Source organism: Collinsella sp. An307, from assembly GCF_002161805.1.
Classification (GTDB): Bacteria; Actinomycetota; Coriobacteriia; order Coriobacteriales; family Coriobacteriaceae; genus Coprousia.
In genome coordinates this window covers 62,886-84,780 of sequence record NZ_NFIP01000011.1, presented here as the reverse complement: position 1 = coordinate 84,780, position 21,895 = coordinate 62,886, and the positions used below count along the sequence as shown (strand labels likewise).

At 63.0% G+C, this 21,895-nt stretch carries 13 protein-coding genes; 9 read left to right on the top strand and 4 right to left on the bottom strand.

Annotated elements, in window-relative coordinates; all coding sequences use genetic code 11:
- Positions 1-196 precede the first annotated feature (196 nt).
- Both B5F89_RS09360 and B5F89_RS09355 read right to left on the bottom strand, forming a co-directional pair.
- A complete protein-coding gene (locus tag B5F89_RS09360; RefSeq protein ID WP_087431515.1) occupies positions 197-2,011 on the bottom strand; it encodes an ABC transporter ATP-binding protein in 1,815 nt (604 codons plus the stop codon).
- Entirely contained in the window at positions 2,011-3,870 is a 1,860-nt protein-coding gene (locus tag B5F89_RS09355) for an ABC transporter ATP-binding protein (protein WP_087431514.1), read from the bottom strand. The genes B5F89_RS09360 and B5F89_RS09355 overlap by 1 nt, the downstream gene beginning before the upstream one ends.
- A 431-nt stretch (positions 3,871-4,301) precedes the next feature.
- Here B5F89_RS09355 and rpmB point away from each other — a divergent pair, with 431 nt between their 5' ends.
- From rpmB to mscL, 3 genes are all read left to right on the top strand, one after another.
- Entirely contained in the window at positions 4,302-4,490 is a 189-nt protein-coding gene (rpmB, locus tag B5F89_RS09350; RefSeq protein ID WP_087203834.1) for a 50S ribosomal protein L28, read from the top strand.
- A gap of 122 nt (positions 4,491-4,612) precedes the next feature.
- Complete coding sequence (locus B5F89_RS09345; protein ID WP_087431513.1) at positions 4,613-5,587, top strand: diacylglycerol kinase family protein; 975 nt, start codon at positions 4,613-4,615, stop codon at positions 5,585-5,587.
- A gap of 131 nt (positions 5,588-5,718) precedes the next feature.
- Positions 5,719-6,186 carry a large conductance mechanosensitive channel protein MscL gene (mscL, locus tag B5F89_RS09340; protein WP_087431512.1) on the top strand — a complete coding sequence of 156 codons (468 nt, stop codon included), beginning with the start codon at positions 5,719-5,721 and terminating at the stop codon, positions 6,184-6,186.
- Between the two features lie 160 nt (positions 6,187-6,346).
- Here the strand turns inward: mscL and B5F89_RS09335 are convergent, their stop codons facing one another.
- A complete protein-coding gene (locus B5F89_RS09335) occupies positions 6,347-7,627 on the bottom strand; it encodes a PLP-dependent transferase (RefSeq protein WP_087431511.1) in 1,281 nt (426 codons plus the stop codon).
- A gap of 118 nt (positions 7,628-7,745) precedes the next feature.
- Positions 7,746-8,459: a thiamine diphosphokinase gene (locus B5F89_RS09330; RefSeq protein ID WP_087431510.1), complete on the bottom strand. Its 714-nt coding sequence runs from the start codon at positions 8,457-8,459 to the stop codon at positions 7,746-7,748.
- 398 nt (positions 8,460-8,857) lie between these two features.
- Here B5F89_RS09330 and glgB point away from each other — a divergent pair, with 398 nt between their 5' ends.
- The 6 genes from glgB to B5F89_RS09300 all read left to right on the top strand — a co-directional run bounded on the left by glgB (position 8,858) and on the right by B5F89_RS09300 (position 21,769).
- Complete coding sequence (glgB, locus tag B5F89_RS09325) at positions 8,858-11,014, top strand: 1,4-alpha-glucan branching protein GlgB (protein WP_255375181.1); 2,157 nt, start codon at positions 8,858-8,860, stop codon at positions 11,012-11,014.
- Positions 11,015-11,098: 84 nt separating this feature from the next.
- Entirely contained in the window at positions 11,099-13,525 is a 2,427-nt protein-coding gene (locus B5F89_RS09320; RefSeq protein ID WP_087431509.1) for a glycogen/starch/alpha-glucan phosphorylase, read from the top strand.
- Positions 13,526-13,643: 118 nt separating this feature from the next.
- Positions 13,644-14,789 carry a glucose-1-phosphate adenylyltransferase gene (locus B5F89_RS09315; RefSeq protein ID WP_087431508.1) on the top strand — a complete coding sequence of 382 codons (1,146 nt, stop codon included), beginning with the start codon at positions 13,644-13,646 and terminating at the stop codon, positions 14,787-14,789.
- Between the two features lie 4 nt (positions 14,790-14,793).
- Positions 14,794-15,900 carry a glucose-1-phosphate adenylyltransferase subunit GlgD gene (gene glgD / locus B5F89_RS09310; protein WP_087431507.1) on the top strand — a complete coding sequence of 369 codons (1,107 nt, stop codon included), beginning with the start codon at positions 14,794-14,796 and terminating at the stop codon, positions 15,898-15,900.
- A gap of 117 nt (positions 15,901-16,017) precedes the next feature.
- Positions 16,018-18,234, top strand: coding sequence for a glycogen synthase GlgA (gene glgA / locus B5F89_RS09305; RefSeq protein WP_204230662.1), 2,217 nt, complete (start codon positions 16,018-16,020; stop codon positions 18,232-18,234).
- 220 nt (positions 18,235-18,454) lie between these two features.
- Positions 18,455-21,769 (top strand): 4-alpha-glucanotransferase, encoded by a 3,315-nt coding sequence (locus B5F89_RS09300; protein WP_087431506.1) that lies wholly within the window; start codon positions 18,455-18,457, stop codon positions 21,767-21,769.
- Positions 21,770-21,895 lie beyond the last annotated feature (126 nt).

The window sequence follows — 21,895 nt, the reverse complement described above, 5'->3', positions numbered from 1 at the left end:
TCCGGTCGGAGCGGGCGTCGGCGGCGCTGGGCTGGAGGACGCCGGACGAGAACCGCAGGCTGCTCGGCTACGCGGTGTAGGATGTACAGGAAAACGTCCGCAGTCCCGATTGCACACGGACCGTGCGATTTGCACATGAGCCGTGCAGATTGCACACAGGGCGTGCGAGATGCACAAAGGGGGTAGGCAAAAGGTCTCAGGTGCGCCACTCGTCCACGTCCTCGAACTGACTGTTGTAAAGCTCTGCGTAGAAACCGCCCTGCGCAAGCAGCTCCTCATGCGTACCCGACTCCACGATGTCGCCGTCGCGCAGAACCAAGATCTTATCGGCCGAGCGTATCGTGGAGAGGCGATGCGCAATAACGAAGCTCGTCCTCCCCTGCATGAGGGCGTCCATCGCGCGCTGGATGCGCTCCTCGGTGCGCGTGTCCACGTTGGAGGTCGCCTCGTCGAGGATAAGGATGGGACGGTCCGCGATGAAGGCGCGCGCAATCGTGAGAAGCTGCTTTTGGCCCTGGCTCACGTTCGAGGCGTCCTCGTTCAAGCAGAAGTCGTAGCCACCCGGCAGCGTCCGAATAAAGTGATCGGCAAGCGCGGCGCGAGCGGCAGCCCTCACCTCGTCGTCAGTCGCCCCCTCGCGGCCGTAGCGGATGTTCTCGGCAATCGTGCCCTCAAACAGCCACGTGTCCTGGAGCACCATGGCAAAGTCGCTCCGCAGCTCGTCGCGCGGACGGTCGCGCACGTCCACACCGTCGACCAAGATTGCGCCCGCGTCGACATCGTAGAAGCGCATGAGAAGCTTCATGAGAGTAGTCTTGCCCGCACCGGTGGGACCGACGATGGCAACGGTCTCGCCCGGCTCCACCTCGCAGGAGAAGTCGTGGATGATGGTCTTATCGGACGTGTAGCCAAAGCGTACGTGGCTAAAGCTCACCCTGCCCTCGCAGGCGCCCGTTGCGCGCGCGGGGGCGTCGGGTGTCTCCTCCGGCGCATCCAGGAACTCGAACACGCGCTCCGCCGCCGCGGAGAGCATCTGGACCATGTTCGACACCTGCGTGAGCTGGGTGATGGGCAGCGTGAAGTTGCGCACATACTGCATAAACGCCTGGATATCGCCCACGGTGATGGTGCCCGCGATTGCAAGGAAGGCACCCACGGCAACCACCGCCACATAGGCGAGGTTGGCAACGAAGTTCATGATGGGGTGCATGAGGCCGGAGAGGAACTGGCTCTTCCAGCCGGCGTGGTAGAGGCGGTCGTTGTCCTGATCGAAGTCGGCAAGCGCGCGGTCCTCGCGGTTGAAGACCTTGATGACGCTCTGCCCGGAGAAGCTCTCCTCGACAATGCCGTCCACCCGGCCGAGCAGCGCCTGCTGCTGGCGGAAGTAGCGCTGAGAGGCGCGCACGACGATAACCACCAGCACGAGTGAAACAGGGATGGTGAGAAACGTGATGCCCGCGAGCTCAAGCGAGAGCGACAGCATCATGACGGTAACGCCAATGAGCTGGGTCACCGAGGTCACCACCTGCGTCACGCACTGGTTGAGCGACTGGCCGACGGTATCCACGTCGTTGGTGATGCGCGACAGAACGTCGCCCGTGCTCGTACGCTCAAAGTAGGCAAGCGGCATGCGGTCGATCTTCTCGATAATCGCACGGCGCATGCGGTAGCACACACGCTGCGTGAGCCCCGTCATGAGGAAACCTTGGAGGAGGTTGAAGAGCGCCGAGGTGACGTACAGACACATGAGGCCGGCAAGTATATACGAGATGCCGCTGAAGTCGATGGAGCCTGTGCCAGCGAGCTTGGCGGTGAACCCTTCGAAGAGCTTAGTGGTCGCCATGCCAAGGATGCGCGGGCCGACGACGTTGAAGACAACCGACGCCACCGCACAAACGAGCGAGATAACGAGCGCGATGCGCTCATGCGCGATGTAGGCAAGCAGCTTCTTGATGGTTCCGGAGAAATCACGGGCGCACTCGGAAGCGGGCCCACGGCGTGGACCGGGCATCAGCGCTCACCTCCTTCGCAAACGGGGGCGTCGCAAGCAGACGAATCCTCGACCGCATCGGCGGAAAGGCCAAGCTCCTCGGCAGAGAGCTGCGAGGACGCAATCTCAAGATAGGCAGGGCAGCTCCTGAGGAGCTCCTCATGCGTTCCCTTGCCGACCATGCGCCCGTCGTCGAGCACGATAATCTCGTCCGCGTGCATGATGGTGGCGATGCGCTGGGCCACGATGACGACGGCAGCGTCGCGGCAGCTCTCGGCGAGCTCCGCGCGCAACGCCGCGTCCGTCTTGTAGTCGAGCGCGGAGAACGAGTCGTCGAAGACGAGCACCTTCGGCTGAATCGCCAGGGCGCGCGCAATCTGCAGGCGCTGGTTCTGCCCGCCCGACACGTTGGAGCCGCCCTGAGCGATGGGGCTCTGGTACCCCTCGGGCTTGGCCTCGATGAACTCGATCGCCTGTGCGATGCGCGCGGCACGCTCCATCTGGGCATCGTCCATGGTCTCGTCACCATATTTGATGTTGCTCTCGACCGTTCCGGAGAACAGCATGCGCCTCTGGGGAACGTAGCCGATCTGGGCGCGCAACTCGGTGAGCGGGATGTTTCTCACATCCACCCCGTCGAGCGTGACCGAACCCGAGGTCACATCGTACAGGCGTGGGATGAGCTGGACGAGGGTTGACTTGCCGCATCCGGTGGAACCGATGATGCCGAGCGTTTGCCCCGGCTTGATCGTGAAATCGATGTGCTCGAGCGTGGGCAGATCGGCATCGGGATAGGTGAAGGTCACGTCGTTGAACGAGACGACGCCGCGCCAGCCGTTCTCCCCCGCACGCGAGACGCGCTTGCCCTCCTCGGGCTCGCGGATGGAGGTCTCGCACTCAAGCACCTCGAGCACGCGCTCCGCCGCAACGCCGGCACGCGGGAGCATGACCGAGATCATCGTGAGGATCATGAAGCTCATGATGACCTGCATAACATAGTTGATATAGGCCATGAGCGTACCGACCTCGAGGGTGCCAGCCTCAACGCCCAAACCGCCGAACCAAACGATGGCGACCGTCGTGGCGTTCATGACCACCGTCATCACCGGCCCCAAAAAGGCCATCGCGCGGTTGGTGAAAATATAGGTGCCGGTGAGGGCGCGGTTTGCCTCGTCGTAGCGCGCCTCCTCGTAGGCCTGCCGACCAAAGGCGCGAATGGGCATGATGCCGGTGAGAATCTCGCGCGCCACAAGGTTGTTGCGGTCCACGAGACGCTGCATGCTACGGAACTTGGGCATCGTGATACCCATGAGCACGCCAATTGCGATAGCGATGACGCAGATAGCGACCACCAAGATCCATTCCATACCCGTGGGGGTCGACAACACCCGGATGATGGCGCCGATGCCCATACAAGGGGCAAAAAGCACGATGCGCAGACACATGACCGTGATCATTTGAATCTGCTGGATATCGTTGGTCGCGCGAGTGATAAGCGATGCGGTCGAGAACTTCTCCATCTCTGCGGGCGAGTAGGTGAGCACACGCTCGTAGAGGGCATGGCGCACCTCGCGTCCAATGGCGGCAGAGGTGCGGCTTGCGTTGTAGGCAGCCAAAATCGAGCACGCAACCGACAGAAGCGTCACGCCCAGCATGAGCCCGCCTTGGCTCAGAATATAGGATGTCTGAATCTGGGCGAGCTCAGCGGCGGTGGCGCCTGCGGGCGCGGCGCCCGTAAGACCACCGCGGGCGATACCGATGTCAACGATATCGCTCATGATGCCGGGAACCGTAAGTTCAAGGTTCGCCTGGATGAGCAGCAGAACCAACGCGATAACGAAGTTGATCTTGTGGTTCTTGAGGAAGCTGAAGATCTTCAAGCGGCCTCCCCTGCCTGATTGTGGATAGATAAACGCCGGCACCGACGGAGCGCAGGCAAAAAGAATGCGCGGGCACACAGGCCCAGCGCCAAGCTATTTTTCCCAACACGCCGAGACGCTATCGGCAGAACCGGCACTGACCCCCTTCTACACAGGAAGCCAACAGATGAGGTACCGTACGAACATCGGGCCAAAGATTGCCGAAAAATCTTGGCATACCCCTTGCCTTGATGGCTTTGACCTGCAATACTGTCCCTCGCGCAAACCAGAAGCCGGCCATCGACGGCCGAGACGGATCCCTTTTTCGTCCCGGCATGCTGCTTCCGCTGATGGTGATTTGAAGATTGCACGTAGAGGGCTGGTTTTGTGCTATAGTTCCGATTTGTTTGTTCACGCGGCATCGCCAAATGCTGCCCAAGGAGGGTTCAACCATGTCCAAAGTTTGCGAGATCTGCGGTAAGCACCCCGTTGCTGGTCGCTCCATCAGCCACTCCCACCGCGTCACCAACCGTACGTTCCGTCCGAACATCCAGCGTGTCTACGTTGTGGTGAACGGCCACCGTCGCAAGATGAACGTCTGCACCACCTGCCTGAAGTCCGGCAAGGTCGCTCGTTCCTAAGGGACCCTCCCCTCAATCTTTGCGTCATCGCACCCCCGCTTGCGGGGGTGTTTTTTTATAGCTAGACGCGGTCGGTGCGTACGCGTACGCTTTCAGTCGTACACCAACAGATGGAGGCCTTTATGGCGGCAACCTATTCGTTCGGGCGAACGCTTGTCATCGTTAACCCTACGGCCCATTCTGGCGCCGCGGGCACCATCGCGGAGAGGCTGAGCTGCTTTCTCACCCTGTACCTCCACACAGACAGCTCCTTTGAGGTCAAGCGCACCGAGCGCCCGCGCCACGCAACGGAAATGGCGGCGGGCGCCGCAGGATACGATACCGTGCTCGCGCTCGGTGGGGACGGCGTCATCCACGAGGTCGCCTGCGGTCTCATGACAATCCCCGAAGCGGAGCGACCCGTTCTCGGCGTAATCCCCGTGGGCTCCGGTAACGATTTTGCGCGGACCCTCGGTTTTCGCGAAGTAACGTGCGATGCCGACCTGGTACAGACCCTTACCTGCGTGCCGACACAGATCGACGTGGGGCGGATCCGCTACACGCCCTCCGCCGACGCTGCCGCCCCGCTCGACGCAACGGAATACTTTGTAGAGACCTTCTCCTTCGGACTCGATGCCGCTATCGCGCACGGCACCGCCGCGTTGCGGCGCACCACCAAGCTCGCCGGCGCTCCTCTGTACACGTTAAGCGGACTCAATGTCTTTGGCGCGCACTATCGCAGCTATCCCGTGCGCCTTGGCCTCGACGGCGGCGAGAAGCGTGACCTCAAGACCATCATCTGCGCTGTGCAAAACGGACCCACCTACGGCTCGGGATACCGCATCACGCCCGATGCCGACCCGCAAGACGGTGTCTTTGACATCTGCTACGCCACGGGCCCTTTGCCCCGCGCCCTCGCGCTTCCCGTCTTCCTCTCTGCCAAAGAGGGCAAGCACGTAACCAACCGCCACGTCACCATGGGCCGAGCGCGCACGGTGTCGATCGACTTCACCGATGGCGCCTATCCCGCGCAGGCAGACGGAGAGGCGCTCGAACTCAGGCGTGCGGAAATCGATCTTCTTCCCCGCGCGCTCACCGTACTCGCTCCCGCGCGCTAGCGCACCTGTCCGGCGCGCTCCCCTAACAACTCCTCTCCCCTAGTTATGGAGTCGTTTCAAAGTTCCGTTAAGGTATCTGCATCTTAGGAACTTTCCGCTACTATGGCGAGCTCGAGTGAAAGGGGGCCATTATGGCAAAGAAAAACATTGCTCAGGAATTCATCGAGTTCATCAGTCGCGGTAACGTCGTCGACCTCGCCGTCGGTGTCATCATCGGTGGCGCGTTCACTTCGGTGGTGAACGCTCTTGTCACCAACCTCATCCAGCCGCTCATCTCCGCGACCGGTGGCAACCCCGAGGTCAAGGGCATGGCGCTCGTGCTCAACGGTCAGACGATCGACTTCGGCGCCTTCATCTCCGCGGTCATCAGCTTCCTGATCACCGCCGTCGCGGTCTTCGCTATCGTGAAGGGCATGAACACGCTGAACGACCTCAAGAACCTCGCCGCCGCGAAGGCCGGCCTCGCCAAGAAGGCCGAGGAGGAGGCCGCTCCCGAGCCGCGCACCTGCCCGTACTGCAAGCAGGAGATCGCCGACGACGCTACGCGTTGTCCGCACTGCACCGCCAAGCTCGAGGGTTACGAGAACCCCGCCGAGTAGTTTTCAACTATTCAACAATCTTTGCGGGTACGCCCAAGTACAGCGTTCCTGACTCAGAGAGAAGCCCCCTGCCTATCTGCGAAAACAGAACAGGCAGGGGGCTTTTCTTGTCTCGTTACTCGTGCGCAAGCCCCAAGATTGTTGAATACCTGAAAAACCGCTATACCGTCTCGAGCGCCTGGGCAACGTCGGCGATGAGGTCCTCGGTGTCTTCGAGGCCGCACGAGAGGCGCACCATATCGGGCGCGATACCCGCGGCAGCGAGCTCCTCGTCGTTCATCTGGCGATGCGTGGCGTTAGCGGGATGCAGCACGCAGGTGCGCGCATCCGCCACGTGAGTAGCGATCTGCGCGACATGCAGGCTCTTCATGAACTGCTCCGCAGCGGCGCGACCGCCCGTAAAGCCAAAGCTCACTACGCCGCACGAGCCGTTGGGAAGGTACTTCTGCGCAAGGTCGTACCACGGATCGTCGGGGAGCCCTGGATACTTGACGAAGCGAATCTTGGGGTGGTCGTGCAAGAACTCGGCCATGGCCTGACCGTTGGCGCAATGGCGCGGCATGCGCACGTGAAGGCTTTCAAGACCCACGTTCAAAAGGAACGCGTTCTGGGGACTCTGGATGCTGCCCAGGTCGCGCATGAGCTGCGAGGTCGCCTTGGTGATGAAGGCGCCCGCCTGACCGAACTTCTCGGTGTAGACCACACCGTGGTAGGTCTCATCGGGCGTAGTGAGGCCCGGGAACTTGTCCGCATGCGCGTCCCAGTCAAAGTTGCCGGAGTCGACGATAGCGCCGCCCACGGCGGCACCGTGACCGTCCATGTACTTGGTGGTCGAGTGCGTCACGATGTCGGCGCCCCACTCGATGGGTCGGCACATGACGGGTGTCGGGAACGTGTTGTCAACAATCAGCGGCACGCCGTGGGCGTGCGCTGCCGTGGCGAAGCGCTCAATATCGAGCACGTCGAGGGCGGGGTTGGCGATGGTCTCACCAAAGACCGCCTTCGTGTTGGGCCTGAATGCACCCTCAAGCTCCTCATTCGTGCAGTCGGGCGCAACAAAGGTGCAGCTTATGCCCATGCGCTCAAGCGTGTGGGCAAGCAGGTTGAACGTACCGCCATAGATGGCCGAGCTCGCGACGATATGATCGCCCGCGCCGGCGATGTTAAAGACCGCAAAGAAGTTCGCCGCCTGGCCGGAGCTCGTGAGCATAGCAGCCGTACCGCCCTCAAGCTCGGCAATCTTTGCTGCCACGGCATCGTTGGTGGGGTTCTGCAGACGCGTATAGAAGTAGCCCGACTCCTCGAGGTCGAACAGGCGACCCATGTGCTCCGAGGTGTCGTACTTCCATGTCGTCGACTGGTAGATGGGCACCTGACGCGGCTCACCGTCGCCGGGTCGATATCCGCCTTGCACACATACCGTTCCGATATGCTGGTCCATGGCTCCTCGCTTTCGCAGACAGTTAATCACATGTTGCAAAAGCTTACCCCAACGGAGCGACGCCGCGCACGCCGAGGCGGGCCGTTACCCGCGTGCAATCTTTAACGACGCGCCCGGCTCAGCTAAATAGCCAGCAGCCAACGGTCCCCTCATGGCAGCTGATGCGCGCCGTGTCCGCTTCTATCACATTGGAGATGCCCAGGTCGTCGAGAAGCTCCACCCGATGGTGGTCGAGCTCCCATCGCATACCGACCTCTGAAACGCACGCATGGGGCGAGAGCACCATGAACGAGAAGCGCCTGCCCTGAGCACCGTCCATCTCCCACGTGCCGCCAGCCTGGAGCACGCGCCCCTCGAACCCGTCCTCCACAAGCTCAACGGGAGCGTTGGCACCCGCCGCATCGGAGCGGCGAAACGCGGCAAGGCGGCCGAGCACACCGAGAAGATGGTCGGGATTGCCGCCCGCAAAGCACGTGGTGCGCACGCGGGCCCCGGGCCAGCGCCGCTCGATCTCGCCGAGCGCAAGGCCCAGGTCGGTATCGTCTTTATGGGGGTTATAACGCACGACGGCAAACGGGGCGTCCGGCATCCGACGCTCGGCGCGCTCGACCTCGCGCGCGCCTCGCTCCCCCACCGAATCACCGTCGCCGCAGAACAGATCGCACGTAAGGCCCGCAGAGGTGAGCGCATCGAGCCCGCGGTCGATAGCGACCACGCGGGTGCAGCCAACCGCAGCGCGTCTTACCGTGGCGGACGAGGACGGCTCCGGCGAGCCGCCCACCAAAAGAACGGTCTCGGGAACGTGTGTCGCGATGTCGCGGGCCTCTGTCATTGCTGCCTCCTCGTTTCTGCTCCCGTGCATGGTAGCAAATAGCGGACGGACAGGCCGTGCGGGAGCCCGTAGGAGCCAACTTCCGTTGACACTCCCCCGCCAACCGTCAAGCCAGCCATCGCTTGTACGGACATATAAAACGCTTACGAACCCATAGCTACCATCCCCTGACTTAGGTGATAGACAAAATCGGCCGAATGGTATGCTTGTTTTGGTATGGGCTTTCACCGCAAGAGCGCACGAGGGCATAGGACATACCCCCGGACGCTCCCGCCCCCATCCAGTATCTATCGGTTCGCGATGCGCATGCGCGTCGCGCTGTCGAGGGGAAGTGCCTCGTGGAAAAGAAGCCAGAAGCACCCGATACCGCCACTGCAACCGCAACCACGCAAAAGCCCGTGCGCCGGACCCGCCGCACCAAGGCAAAGGAGGAAAAACCGCTCCTCATCATCACCGAGGACGACCTTTACATGTTTGCCAACGGCACCTGGCTGCGCAGCTGGGAGAAGCTCGGCGCCCACCCCGACGAGCAGAACGGTGAGCCCGGCTGGCACTTTGCCGTATGGGCACCCGATGTTAAGAGCGTCCATGTCGTGGGCGACTTCAACGGCTGGGATTCTTGTGCCAACCCCCTCGAGCAGCTCGCTCATAGCGGTGTCTGGCAGGGCTTTGTCCCCCGCCTGCCGGAAGGTGAGCTCTATAAGTATGTGATTGAGACGCAGGACGGCACGCTTCTTTACAAGGCCGACCCCTACGGCTTCTTTGCCGAGAACGTCCCCGGCACGGCATCCCGCCTCATGGATATCACCGGGTATGACTGGAAAGACGGCGTCTGGATGCGCAACCGCGCGCGCCGCGACCACATGAAGCAGCCCCTCAACATCTACGAGGTGCACTTGGGCAGCTGGCGCCGCCACGGCAACGATCCGCAGGGCGAACCGGACGAGAACGGCAACTACCCGGGCCCGGGCGACCCGTTCCCCGCGCAGCGCGGCACCTACTACACCTATGACGATCTCTCGACCGAGCTCGTTGAGTACGTGCGCGACATGGGCTACACCCATATCGAGATCCTGCCCGTGATGGAGCATCCCTTCGACGGGTCCTGGGGCTATCAGCCGACCGGCTACTTTGCCGCCACCGCGCGTTACGGCACGCCCAAGCAGTTCATGCACTTCATCGAGAGCTGCCATAAGGCGGGTATCGGCGTGATCCTGGACTGGGTGCCGGGCGGCTTCTGCGCCAACGCCGAGGGCCTCGCAACGTTTAACGGCAAGATGCTCTACGAGCGCGAGATCCATCCCAACTGGGGCACCCATAAGTTCGACTTCGGTCGCGGCGAGGTGCGCAGCTTCCTTGTCTCTAACGCCCTCTTCTGGCTCGAGATGTTCCACGCCGACGGTATCCGCATGGACGGCGTGTCGAGCATGCTCTACCTGAACTTTGGCGTCGACGACCCCGGACAGAAGAAGTTCAACAAGTACGGCACCGAGGAGGACCTCGACGCCTCCGCCTTCATCCGCCAGGTCAACTGCGCCGTAGGCCGCGAGTTCCCCGACGTCATGATGATCGCCGAGGAATCCACCGCCTGGCCGCTCGTCACCTATCCTCCCGAGGAGGGCGGACTCGGCTTCCACTACAAGTGGGACATGGGCTGGATGAACGACACCCTGCACTATATGCAGACCGACTTCCCGTGGCGCCCGGGCGCGCACCGGCTCCTCACGTTCTCGCTCATGTACGCCTTCAACGAGAACTTTGTCCTGCCGCTCTCCCACGACGAGGTCGTGAACGGCAAGTGCTCGCTCATGGGCCGCATGCCCGGTGACCAGTGGCGCCAGTTCGCGGGGCTCCGCACCCTCGCCTTCTACCAGATGGCCCACCCCGGCGCGCAGCTCAACTTCATGGGCAACGAGATCGCACCCTTCATCGAGTGGCGCTACTACGAGTCGCTTGAGTGGTTCCTCGCCGACGAGTTCGACGCGCACCGCAACCATCGCGAGTTCGTGCGTGCGCTCAACCACCTCTATCTCTCTGAGCCCGCGTTCTGGGAGAACGCCTACACCGAAGACGGCTTCACCTGGATCGACCCGGACAACAACGAGCAGTCGATCATCTCCTTCACGCGCCACGGCAGCAAGAAGAAGGACGACGTCATCGTGATCATCAACTTCGATCCGGCGTCGTACGAAACCTTCCGCATGGGTGTGCCGCGCGAGGGCGACTGGCAGGTCATCTTCAACTCTGACAAGCCGGAGTTCGGCGGCAGCGGCTACATGCTCGACAAGCTCAAGGGCGCCGTGTGCTCGAGCGAGCCCTATCCGTGGAACGGCTGCGACAACTCCATCACGCTCGCGCTCCCCGGCCTCTCGGGCATCGTGCTGAAGCGCATCGGCAAGAGCTCCTACGTGCCGCCGAAGCCCAAGAAAAAGCCCGCTGCCAAGGCCACCACGAGGGCAGCTGCCAAGACCACCGCCAATCCCGCTGCCAAAAAGACCACCTCGAAGCCGCGTGCCGCCAAGGACGCTGCCGCTGACCGGAAAACGAAGGCGTAACGTTTTACCATGAACCCGATTTGCGCGATAATGGAAAAGTTGTGTTCGCCTAGCAACTCGGCGTCAGCCGACAGAAAGGACCCCATGAATAAGATCTTCGACAGCAAAGAGGAGTTCATCGAGGGCTACAAGGCCTCGATCATGTCCCTCTCTGGCAAGCCCTTTGAGAAGACGAGCGATCTCGACCGCTTCACCGCGCTGGCAAAGCTCATCGCCGGGCGTGCCCGCGCCATCCAGACCGATACCGAGAAGCGCGTCTCTACCGAGAAGAAGAAGCGCGTCTACTACTTCTCCATCGAGTTCCTCATCGGTCGCTTGCTCGACAACTACCTGCTGAACCTCGGTGTGCGCGACATCGTCAAGGAGGGCCTCGCCGACCTCGGTGCCGACCTCGACGAGCTCTGCGAATTTGAGCCCGATCCCGCGCTCGGCAACGGCGGCCTCGGCCGTCTTGCGGCGTGTTTCCTCGACTCGATGGCCCATGAGGGCATCGCCGGCTACGGCAACGGCATGCGCTACCGCTACGGCCTCTTCAAGCAGGAGATCGTGAACGGTGCCCAGCATGAGACGACCGACGAGTGGCTCTCCCACGGCTACCCCTGGGAGGTCCGCCGCCCCGACCGCGCCGTGCGCATCGGCTTTGGCGGTCACGTCGTGGGCGTGGAGGAGGATGGCCGCATGGTCTTCCATACCGAGGGCACCCAGGACGTCCTCGCGGTCCCCTATGACATTCCCGTGGTGGGCTACGGCGGCGAGACCGTCAACAAGCTCCGCGTCTGGAGCGCCGAGCCCGTCGAGGAGCAGTTCGACCTCGAGGCCTTCAACCGCGGCGACTACGCCGGTGCCGACGCGCACCGCGCCGAGGCCGAGGCGATCTCCGCCATCCTCTACCCCAACGACGCCGGCGAGCACGGGCGTCTTCTGCGCCTCAAGCAGGAGTACCTCTTCGTCTCCGCGGGCATCTACAGCCTGCTCGACACCTTTGAGAAGGACTTTGGCGCTAACTGGGAGCAGCTGCCCGACTACGTCGCCATCCACACCAACGACACGCACCCGGCCATGTGCGGCCCCGAGCTCATGCGCATCCTCATGGACGAGAAGGGGCTCGAGTGGGACACGGCGTGGAAGATCGTGACCAACACCATCTCCTACACCAACCACACCATCCTCCCCGAGGCGCTCGAGAAGTGGCCCATCTCCACGTTCTCCAAGCTGCTGCCGCGCGTCTACCAGATCATCGACGAGATCAACCGCCGCTACAGCGACAGCTTCGATCGCACCTCCGAGGACTGGCAGAACCGTCTGCGCAAGACCGCCATCCTCTGGGACGGCGAGGTCCGCATGGCGAACCTCTCGGTCATCTGCTCGCACTCCGTCAACGGCGTGGCCAAGATCCACACCGACATCCTCGAGCGCGAGACGCTGAAGCAGTTCTATGAGCTCACGCCGCAGAAGTTCAACAACAAGACCAACGGCATCTCGCACCGTCGCTTCCTCGCCGAGGCGAACCCCTCCTACACCAAGCTCATCAACGAAGCCATCGGCACCGGCTGGCTCGATGACGCCGCCGAGCTCGAGAAGCTCAAGGACTTTGCCGACGACCCGGCGTTCCTCGAGCGTGTGGGCGAGGCCAAGCGTGCCAACAAGGTGCGCCTCGCCAAGTACGTCAAGCGCGAGTGCGGCCTCGACATCGACCCCAACTCGATCTTCGACGTCCAGGTGAAGCGCTTCCACGCCTACAAGCGCCAGCTCCTGAACATCTTCAAGGTGATGGATATCTACAACCGCCGCCTCGCCGACCCCAACTTCCGCGTGGCGCCCACCACCTTCATCTTCTCGGGCAAGGCCGCGTCGAGCTACGCGTTTGCCAAGGAGACCATCCGCCTCATCAACTCGGTCGCCGACGTCATCAACAACGACCCGCGTGTGAACGAGGTCATGAAGGTCTGCTTCATCCCCAACTTCCGCGTGTCGAACGCCCAGCTCATCTACCCCGCCGCCGAAATCTCCGAGCAGATCTCCACGGCCGGTATGGAGGCCTCGGGCACCTCGAACATGAAGCTCATGATGAACGGCGCGCTCACGCTCGGCACGATGGACGGCGCCAACATCGAGATCGTGAACCTCGCCGGTATCGAGAACGAGAAGATCTTTGGTCTCACCGCACCCGAGGTCGACGAGCTCCGTGCAAGCCATATGCACTTCGCATGGGATATGTACAACAGCGACCGTGACCGTTTAGGGCGCGTTATTGACGAACTCACCGATAACACGTTTGCTCATCTCTCGGGTGACTTCGAAAGCATCCATAATGAGCTTATGAGCGGAAACGATCATGACTTTGTCATGAAGGACTTCCGCTCCTACGTTGACGCGTGGGAGGAGCTCACCGCCAGCTATGCGGACCGCAAGAGCTGGAACCGCCGTGCGCTCATGAACACCGCGTCTTCGGGCTGGTTCTCGTCCGACCGCACCATCCGCGAGTACCGCGACGAGATCTGGCACGCGTAACGGATCGCGTCATTGCACGACGGCGCATCCCCATAAAGGCATCCACGGGGCGGACTCACCGTCCGCCCCGCTCGATAGCAAGGTCTATAGGGTTCAGGGATTTTGAAGGAGAACATCGATGAGTAGAAAGCAATGCATCGCGATGCTCCTCGCCGGGGGGCAGGGCAGCAGGTTGGGGGCGCTCACCGCTAAGATCGCCAAACCAGCCGTCTCATTCGGCGGCAAGTACCGCATCATTGACTTTACGCTGTCCAACTGCGCTAACTCTGGTATCGACACGGTCGGCGTTCTGACGCAGTACCGTCCCTACCAGCTTCACGAGTACGTAGGCTCGGGCCGCGGCTGGGACCTCAACGAGATCGGCGCGGGCGTCTCTATCCTCCCGCCCTACGCCACGCAGGAGGGCGGCGCCTGGTATGCCGGCACCGCTGACGCCGTGACGCAGAACCTCGACTACATCAAGTCCCATCACCCCGAGTACGTCCTCATCCTCTCGGGCGACGCGCTCTATCGCATGGACTACCGCGAAATGCTCGCCACCCACATCACCAACAACGCCGACCTCACCATCGCGGTCATGCCGGTGCCGTGGGAGGACGCGAGCCGCTTTGGCATCCTCACGACCAATGAGGATCATCAGGTCACCAAGTTCACCGAGAAGCCCGAGCAGCCCGATTCGAACCTCGCCTCCATGGGCATCTACGTGTTCTCCTATGACTTCCTCGTGAACGCCCTCGAGGAGGACGCCATCAACCAGCGCTCGAGCCACGACTTTGGCAACGACATCATCCCCAAGGCCCTCGCTGACGGCAAGCGCCTGTTCGTCCACGAGTACAACGGCTTCTGGAAGGACGTCGGCACCATCGCGAGCTATCACGAGACCTCGATGGACCTGCTCGGCGAGAACCCCGAGTTCGACCTCTTCGACACCAAGCATCCCATTATGTCGAACGACTCGACTCGCCCGCCGCACTACATCGGCCCCGACGGTCGCGTCGACGACTCGCTCGTCGCCAACGGCTGCAAGATCATGGGCACCGTGCGCCACTCCATCATCTCCACCGACTGCGTGGTCGGCGACCGCGCCATCGTCGAGGACTCCGTGCTGCTGCCCGGCGCCGTCGTTAAGAACGGTGCGCATGTGAGCCGCGCGATCCTGGGTGAGAACGCCGTCGTCGAAGAGGGCGTCAAGCTCGGCAGCGTCGATACTACGAAGGACACCGCCGTCGTCGGAAATGACGTCGTGATCGGGAAGGGGGAATGAACCGATGATCAACTCCAAGGCCATCGGCTATATCACCGCTAACTACGCGGGCACTGAAGCCAGCAAACTGATAGAGAACCGCCCCGTGGCGTCGCTGCCGTTCATGGGCCGCTACCGCCTGATCGACTTCCCGCTCTCCAACATGACCAACGCCGGCATCCGCACCGTCGGCCTCGTCATGCCGGGCAACTGGCGCTCGATCTCCGACCATGTGGGTCACGGCAAGGACTGGATGCTCGACCGCAAGAGCGGCGGCCTGTTCTGCATGCCGGGTAACCCCTACGGCACCACCAAGCGCGGCATGCGCTTCCTTCTGCGCGACATCATCTCCAACCGCGAGCTCTTCGAGCGCGCCACGACCCCCTACGTCGTGATGATGGGCGCCAACATCATCTTCAACATGGACCTCGACGAGATCATCGATGCCCATGAGCGCTCCGGCGTGGGCGTGACCATGGTCTACGTCAAGGCCGAGCGCCATCACGACGACGCCAGCCGCCTCATCATCGGTGACGCGGGCCGCGTCCAGTCGATCGAGGCCGGTTGCGAGTACGGTGACAACAAGTTCATCGACTGCTTCGTCATCAACCGCGAGCTTCTGCTCGACATCATCAACAACTACGCGAACGCCGACTACCTCGATTTCTTCGAGGCTATCGCAGGTGACTTCGCGCGCATCGACGTCTGCAGCTACGAGTACAAGGGCCTCGCTATCGGCATCTTCGGTGAGCGCAGCTACTACCAGCGCAGCATGGAGCTCCTCACGCCCGATGTCTTCGACCAGCTCTTCCAGAAGGATCGCCCGATCCGCACGAAGGCGCACGACGCGGCACCCGCCAAGTACTATGCGGGCAGCAACGCGCAGAACTCCTTCATCTCCGCTGGCTGCAAGATCTACGGCACTGTTCGCAACTCCATCCTCTCCCGCGGCGTCATCGTCGAGAGCGGTGCGAATGTTTCGAACTCCATCATCATGTTCAGCTGCGTCATCAAGCGCGGCGCCCGTGTCGAGAACGCCATCCTCGACAAAAACAATGTCATCCCCGAGAACACCGAGTACCGCGGCACACCCGACGCAATCCTCGTGATGGGCAAGGGAGCACGCCACTAACCGCGCGCATGTAACAACACAGCGCCCGCCCGGCACCGTCTGGGCGGGCGCGTTATCATTTAGGTGTCGCCCCGCAGGCGGCAGTTTTATCTCTCAGATCGATTAGGAGAGTACAACATGGCAAAAGACAAGATGCATGTGGTCTTCGCCTCCGCTGAGGTAGCCCCCTTTGTTAAGACGGGCGGGCTCGGCGACGTTGCGGGATCCCTTCCCCAGGAGCTCGTGAAGGACGGCTCCGAGGTCATCGTCATGTGCCCCAAGTACGCGAGCATCCCCGAGGAGTTCAAGGCGCGCATGGAGCACTTCTGCGACTTCTACGTACCGCTCGGATGGCGCAACGAGTACTGCGGCCTCGAGAAGCTTGAGGAGGGTGGGGTCACCTACCTCTTCGTGGATAACGAGCACTACTTCAACCGTAGTTATCCGTACGGCTTCTTTGATGACGGCGAGCGCTTCGCTTTCTTCTCGAAGGCCATCTGCGAGAGCCTCCAGCATCTCCCCGAGGGCTTTGAGTGCGACATCCTGCACTGCAACGACTGGCAGACCGCCCTCGCCCCGGTCTTTCTACGCGAGTTCTACCAGGGACTCCCCCTGTACGAGCGCGTAAAGACCATCTTCACCATCCACAACATCGCCTTCCAGGGCCAGTTCTCCGACAAGATGCTGAACGACGTGTTGGGCCTTGCGCACATCCCCAACGCAGCGCGCCAGCTCCGCTGCGACTCGTGCTCCATCAACTTCATGCAGGGCGCGCTCTGCTACAGCGACGCCATCACCACGGTCAGCCCGAGCTACGCCCGCGAGATCAAGACCTCCGATTACGGCGAGGGCCTCGACTGGGTGCTCCGCAACCGCTCCGAGAGCCTCCAGGGCATCCTGAACGGCATCGACGAGCCGTCCTGGGACCCCGCGACCGACTATCAGATCACCGAGAACTTCAGCGTGGGCAACATGGCCGGCAAGGCCGCCTGCAAGCGCGCGCTTCAGGAGGAGCTCGGCCTCGAGGTCCGCGACGACCGTCCGCTCATGGTCATGGTGACCCGCCTCACCCGCCAGAAGGGCATGGACCTCGTCACCTACTCGCTCGACCGCATCCTCTCGGGCGGCGTCCAGGTGGCCGTGCTCGGCACCGGCGACCGCGCCTACGAGGACGCCATGAACTACTTCGCGGGCAAGTATCCGGGAACCATGGCTGCGCGCATCACCTTCGACTCCGCGCTCTCCCGCCGCATGTACGCCGGCGCCGACCTCTTCCTCATGCCGTCGCTCTTTGAGCCCTGCGGCCTGTCGCAGATCATCGCCATGCGCTACGGCACCCTGCCGGTGGTCCGCGAGACCGGCGGTCTGCGCGACACCGTCATCCCCTACAACTACGAGACCGGCGAGGGCACAGGCTTCTCGTTCGCCAACTTCAACGGCGATGAGATGGGCGACGCCGTCTTCCGCGGAGCACGTCTGTTCTGGGACGACCGCGACGCCTTCAACCGCGTCGTCGAGCGGGCTATGAAGACCGACTTCTCGTGGAAGCGCTCTGCGAACGCCTACATGGACCTCTACACCTTCCTGCGCCCCGATGTCCAGCCCGTCCCGCCCACTCCCCCGGCGCCCGAGCCTAAGCCCGTCGCCGAGCCGGAGCCCGAGGCAAAGCCTGAGCCCAAGCCCGAGCCGGCTCCTGCGCCTGAGCCCAAAGCGGAGACCAAGCCCGAATCTGCCAAGAAGCCCGAGGTTAAGCCCGAGCCTAAACCAGCTGAGGAGAAGGCCGCGAAAGCGAGCTCCCCAAAAGTAACTGAGAAGCCGGCGGCGAAGAAGCCTGCCGCACGCAAGACCGCTGCCAAGCCGGCTGCGGAGAAGGCTGCCCTCAAGGCCGCTACCGCCAAGAAGACGACCGCGGCAAAGGCTGCCCCCAAGACGACCGCGACCAAGGCCGCGAGCACGCCTAAGACGGCTGAGGCCAAGACCACGGCAAAGGCCGCTGAGAAGCCTGCTACCAGCAAGGCGGCCGCCAAGCCCGCCGCCAAGACGGCAGAGGCAAAGCCCGCCAACAAGCCCGCTGAGAAGGCTCCTGCCGTTACGAAGGCCACTGCTGCAAAGACTACCGCCACGAAGGCTGCCGCGCCCAAGACGGCAACCAGGGCAGCTGCGACAAAGCCTGCCGCAGCAAAACCTGCTGCCAAGGCGGCTGCGGCAAAGCCCGCCGCAGCCAAGCCCGCTGCTAAGTCGACTGCCACGGCTAAGCCCGTCGCAAAGACGACCACCGCAGCCAAGCCCGCCGCGAAGCCCGCGATTAAGACCACCTCGGTAAGCGCGGCCAAGAAGCGCACCACCAAGCGCTAAGAGCTGACAGTCTACCTACCGACGCTAAGAGGAGCCGCCCGCAAGGCGGCTCCTCCCCTATGCCGACACCTTGCAGCTTCCGCTTTCTCAACAGCCCACCTAAAACTGTTGAACTACGCCTTCTATGGGCGGCGCTCTCCCTTATAATAGGTGAGCTGCCCAATTCTTGACGCTCTGTCAAATCCTGTACGTCCGGGCGGCAGATAGATCGGAAACCCCTATGAAGCTCATCCATAACTCTCGCCTGCCGGAATTCCGCTCGCCATTTGGAGCGGTGGAAGTCGGGGGCTCTGTCACCTTGTCAGTCCGCGTTGAGGATCCTGTCCCAAGCCCAATCACCGTTACCCTGCGCACATGGGCTGACGGTGAGGGCGAGCGCCTGCACGAGATGGCGCTCAACGACGAGGGGCTCTACGCCTACACCCTCGCCTACCCGCGCACCGCCAACATCTGGTACACCTTCCATGCGACGTGGAGTGAGGCCGATGGCACGCATGTAATGCACCTCGGCGCACGCGAGGGCCACGTAGGCGGCGAGGGCGTGCCCTACGATTACGCGAACTGCCCGTCGTTCCAGATCAGCGTCTACCGCCACCGCGCCATGCGACCGTCGTGGTACGAAAACGGCATGGTCTACCAGATCTTCCCCGATCGCTACCGCCGCGATGACGCCTGGCGCGAGCGCACCGAGGCGGCGCTCGCCGTCCCCCGCAACGGCGTTCAGCGCCGCCTTATCGAGGACTGGTGGGAGCCGCCGGTCTACGAGCGCAACGAGGACGGTTCAATCAAGTACTGGGACTTCTACGGCGGCTCACTCAAGGGCATCGAAGAGGACCTGCCGCGCCTCTCCGAGCTCGGCATCACTGCCATCTACCTGAACCCCATCTTCGAGGCGGCGAGCAACCACCGCTACGACACCGCCGATTACCTCAAGATCGACCCCATCCTCGGCACGGAAGAGGATTTCAAGAGCCTCTGCGCCGCTGCCGAGAAACTCGGCATCTCGATCATCTTAGACGGCGTCTTCAACCACACCGGTGACGATTCCCGCTACTTCAACCGGTTTGGCAACTATCCGGACGAGGGCGCGTGGAACAATCCCAACTCTCCGTGGCGCGACGCCTACGAGTTCAAGGAGGACGGCACTTACGCGTGCTGGTGGGGCATCGACAACATGCCCGATTTCAACCAGGACTCCCCGCTCGTGCGCGAGCTTTTGCTCGGCGAGGACGGCGTCATCCGCCACTGGACGCGTGCCGGTGCGCGCGGCTGGCGTCTCGATGTGGCCGATGAGCTCCACGAGGACCTCATCGCCGGCATCAAGCAGGTTCTGACCGAGGAGAAGCCCGACGCCCTCTTGCTCGGCGAGGTCTGGGAGGACGCTTCAAATAAGATCAGCTACGGCAAGCCTCGTCACTACCTCCAGGGCGAGGAGCTCGACTCGGCCATGAACTATCCGTTCCGCACCATGGTCATCGACTTCCTCATGGGAAACATCTCCGCCGCCGATGCGGCCGAGGTCATCTGGAGCCTGGCGGAGAACTATCCGCCGGAGGCGCTCGCCTGCTGCCTGAACCTTCTTGGCAGCCACGACCGCCCACGTATCGCGAGCGTGCTTGGCGGCGGCCCCGACGAGAGCAAGCTCCCCGAAGAGGAGCGCGGCCGCTGGCGCCTCTCCCCCGAGGCAATGGGGCTTGCCAAGGCGCGCTTCTGGCTCGCCACGCTCATGCAGATGACGTTCCCGGGCGTGCCGTCCATCTACTACGGCGACGAGTACGGCTTGGAGGGCCTCTCTGACCCCGGCAACCGCCGCGGTCTGCCGCGTCCCAGCGATCCGCATGAGTACGACATGGAGACCATCATCAAGAACGCCGCCGGCATCCGCCGCGAGCTTCCCGTGCTCGTGAACGGCCGCATCGAGGCCTTTGCCTCCGGCGACGACGTGCTCGGCTACACCCGCGTGAACGACTGCGGCGAGGCGGCAACGGTGCTCATCAACCGCAGCCGCACCAACGAGGCGACCGTGCGCATTCCCGCTCGCGGCGAGCGTGCGACCGACGTCGTCTCGGGCGCCGAGCTCACGGTGGACGCCGAGGGCTTTGTGGAGGTCCACCTCTGGCCGTTCGGCTCTGCCGTGGTTTCCTTCCACCCCGCGCGCCGGCTGCAGGAGCCCCTGCATAAGGGTGCCGGTGTGGTCTGCCACATCACCTCCGTGCCGACCGACGACGGACGCCCGGGCACGCTCGGCGATGCGTCCAAGCGCTTTGTCGACCATCTGGCGGCCATGGGCTTCCGCTACTGGCAGGTACTGCCGGTAAACCCCACGGACTTCTACAACTCTCCCTACGCCGGACCCTCCGCCTTTGCGGGCAACATCGACCTTCTGCCCGAGACGGAAGAGGAGCTCCGCGCCGACTACCTCGCTTGGGAGGCGCGCGGCGGCGCCGGCGTTGACATCGCCTACCGCGACTACGTGGCCGACGCGCGCAGCTGGCTTGAGCCCTACTGCGCCTTTATGGCCATAAAGAAGCTCACCGACGGTGCCTCGCGGCACGAGTGGCCGGAGGAGTTTAGCCGCTACCGGCCCGAACTCCTCTCTGACCCGCGCCTTGCCAAGGAGGCGCATATCCAGTCCTACCTGCAGTACCGCTTTGAGCTTGCCTGGCAGGACGTGATGGGATACGCCAACGCGCAGGGTATCGAGGTCATCGGCGACATTCCCATGTACGTCTCCGACGACTCGGCCGACGCATGGGCGCGCCCGGAGCTCTTCAACCTCGACCGCGACGGACGCCCGACCGAGATCGCTGGCGCTCCGCCCGATAACTTCGCCCCCGGCGGACAGGTTTGGGGCAACCCCACCTATCGCTGGGATGTCATGCGTGCGGAGGGCTACGCCTGGTGGCTCGCGCGCCTGCGCCGCGCCACGCGCGTCTACGATCGGGTGCGCCTCGACCACTTCCTCGGCTTCCACAACTACTTCTCCATTCCCGCCGGCCACCCCGGCTCCGATGGCCGCTGGGTGCCTGGCCCGGGCAAGGAGCTCTTTGAGCGTGCCTACGTCGAGCTCGGTCCCCTGCCGTTTATCGCCGAGGATCTGGGCGTGCTCACCCCCGGCGTGCGCTCGCTGGTAAGCTCCTGCGGCTTCCCGGGTATGGACGTGATGCTCTTTGAGGATTACGACATTCGGGCGGGCCTCTATCCGAAGCCGGAGAAGATCCTCTACACCTCGACGCACGACACGGCCACCCTCGTGGGCTTCTGCGCGTCCTCCTTCACCGGCGGCGATGAGACGGCAGCAGCCGAGCTTGCCGAGAAGCTCGTCGAGAGCGCCCTTGCGAGCGATGCGGAGCTTGTCATGATGCCACTGCAGGACGTGCTTGGACTCGGCGACGACTGCCGCATGAACGTCCCCGGCGTAGCAGAAGGCAACTGGAGCTGGCAGGCGGACGAGGCCGATATCGCGGCTGCCGAGCAGGCATGCGCAGAGTTGCTCGAGCGCTGCGGTCGCTCGGCCCACGCGAAGGAAATGTGACGTCCGCGCGCTGTCTTGCCAAGGCGCGTGCCCCGCTTCACATGACGGGGCGTTTTGGGTACAGTATCGGATGGTCAAACGCTCAGGCGGCGCCTTCGGGCGCCGCTTTCGGCAAACAGGAGAGGA

Excerpts from the sequence above, each read along its gene's own strand:
- B5F89_RS09360 (WP_087431515.1), bottom strand. The coding sequence starts at position 2,011 with ATGCCCGGTCCACGCCGTGGGCCCGCTTCCGAGTGCGCCCGTGATTTC.
- rpmB (WP_087203834.1), top strand. The coding sequence starts at position 4,302 with ATGTCCAAAGTTTGCGAGATCTGCGGTAAGCACCCCGTTGCTGGTCGC.
- B5F89_RS09345 (WP_087431513.1), top strand. The coding sequence starts at position 4,613 with ATGGCGGCAACCTATTCGTTCGGGCGAACGCTTGTCATCGTTAACCCT.
- mscL (WP_087431512.1), top strand. The coding sequence starts at position 5,719 with ATGGCAAAGAAAAACATTGCTCAGGAATTCATCGAGTTCATCAGTCGC.
- B5F89_RS09335 (WP_087431511.1), bottom strand. The coding sequence starts at position 7,627 with ATGGACCAGCATATCGGAACGGTATGTGTGCAAGGCGGATATCGACCC.
- B5F89_RS09330 (WP_087431510.1), bottom strand. The coding sequence starts at position 8,459 with ATGACAGAGGCCCGCGACATCGCGACACACGTTCCCGAGACCGTTCTT.
- B5F89_RS09320 (WP_087431509.1), top strand. The coding sequence starts at position 11,099 with ATGAATAAGATCTTCGACAGCAAAGAGGAGTTCATCGAGGGCTACAAG.
- B5F89_RS09315 (WP_087431508.1), top strand. The coding sequence starts at position 13,644 with ATGAGTAGAAAGCAATGCATCGCGATGCTCCTCGCCGGGGGGCAGGGC.
- glgD (WP_087431507.1), top strand. The coding sequence starts at position 14,794 with ATGATCAACTCCAAGGCCATCGGCTATATCACCGCTAACTACGCGGGC.
- glgA (WP_204230662.1), top strand. The coding sequence starts at position 16,018 with ATGGCAAAAGACAAGATGCATGTGGTCTTCGCCTCCGCTGAGGTAGCC.
- B5F89_RS09300 (WP_087431506.1), top strand. The coding sequence starts at position 18,455 with ATGAAGCTCATCCATAACTCTCGCCTGCCGGAATTCCGCTCGCCATTT.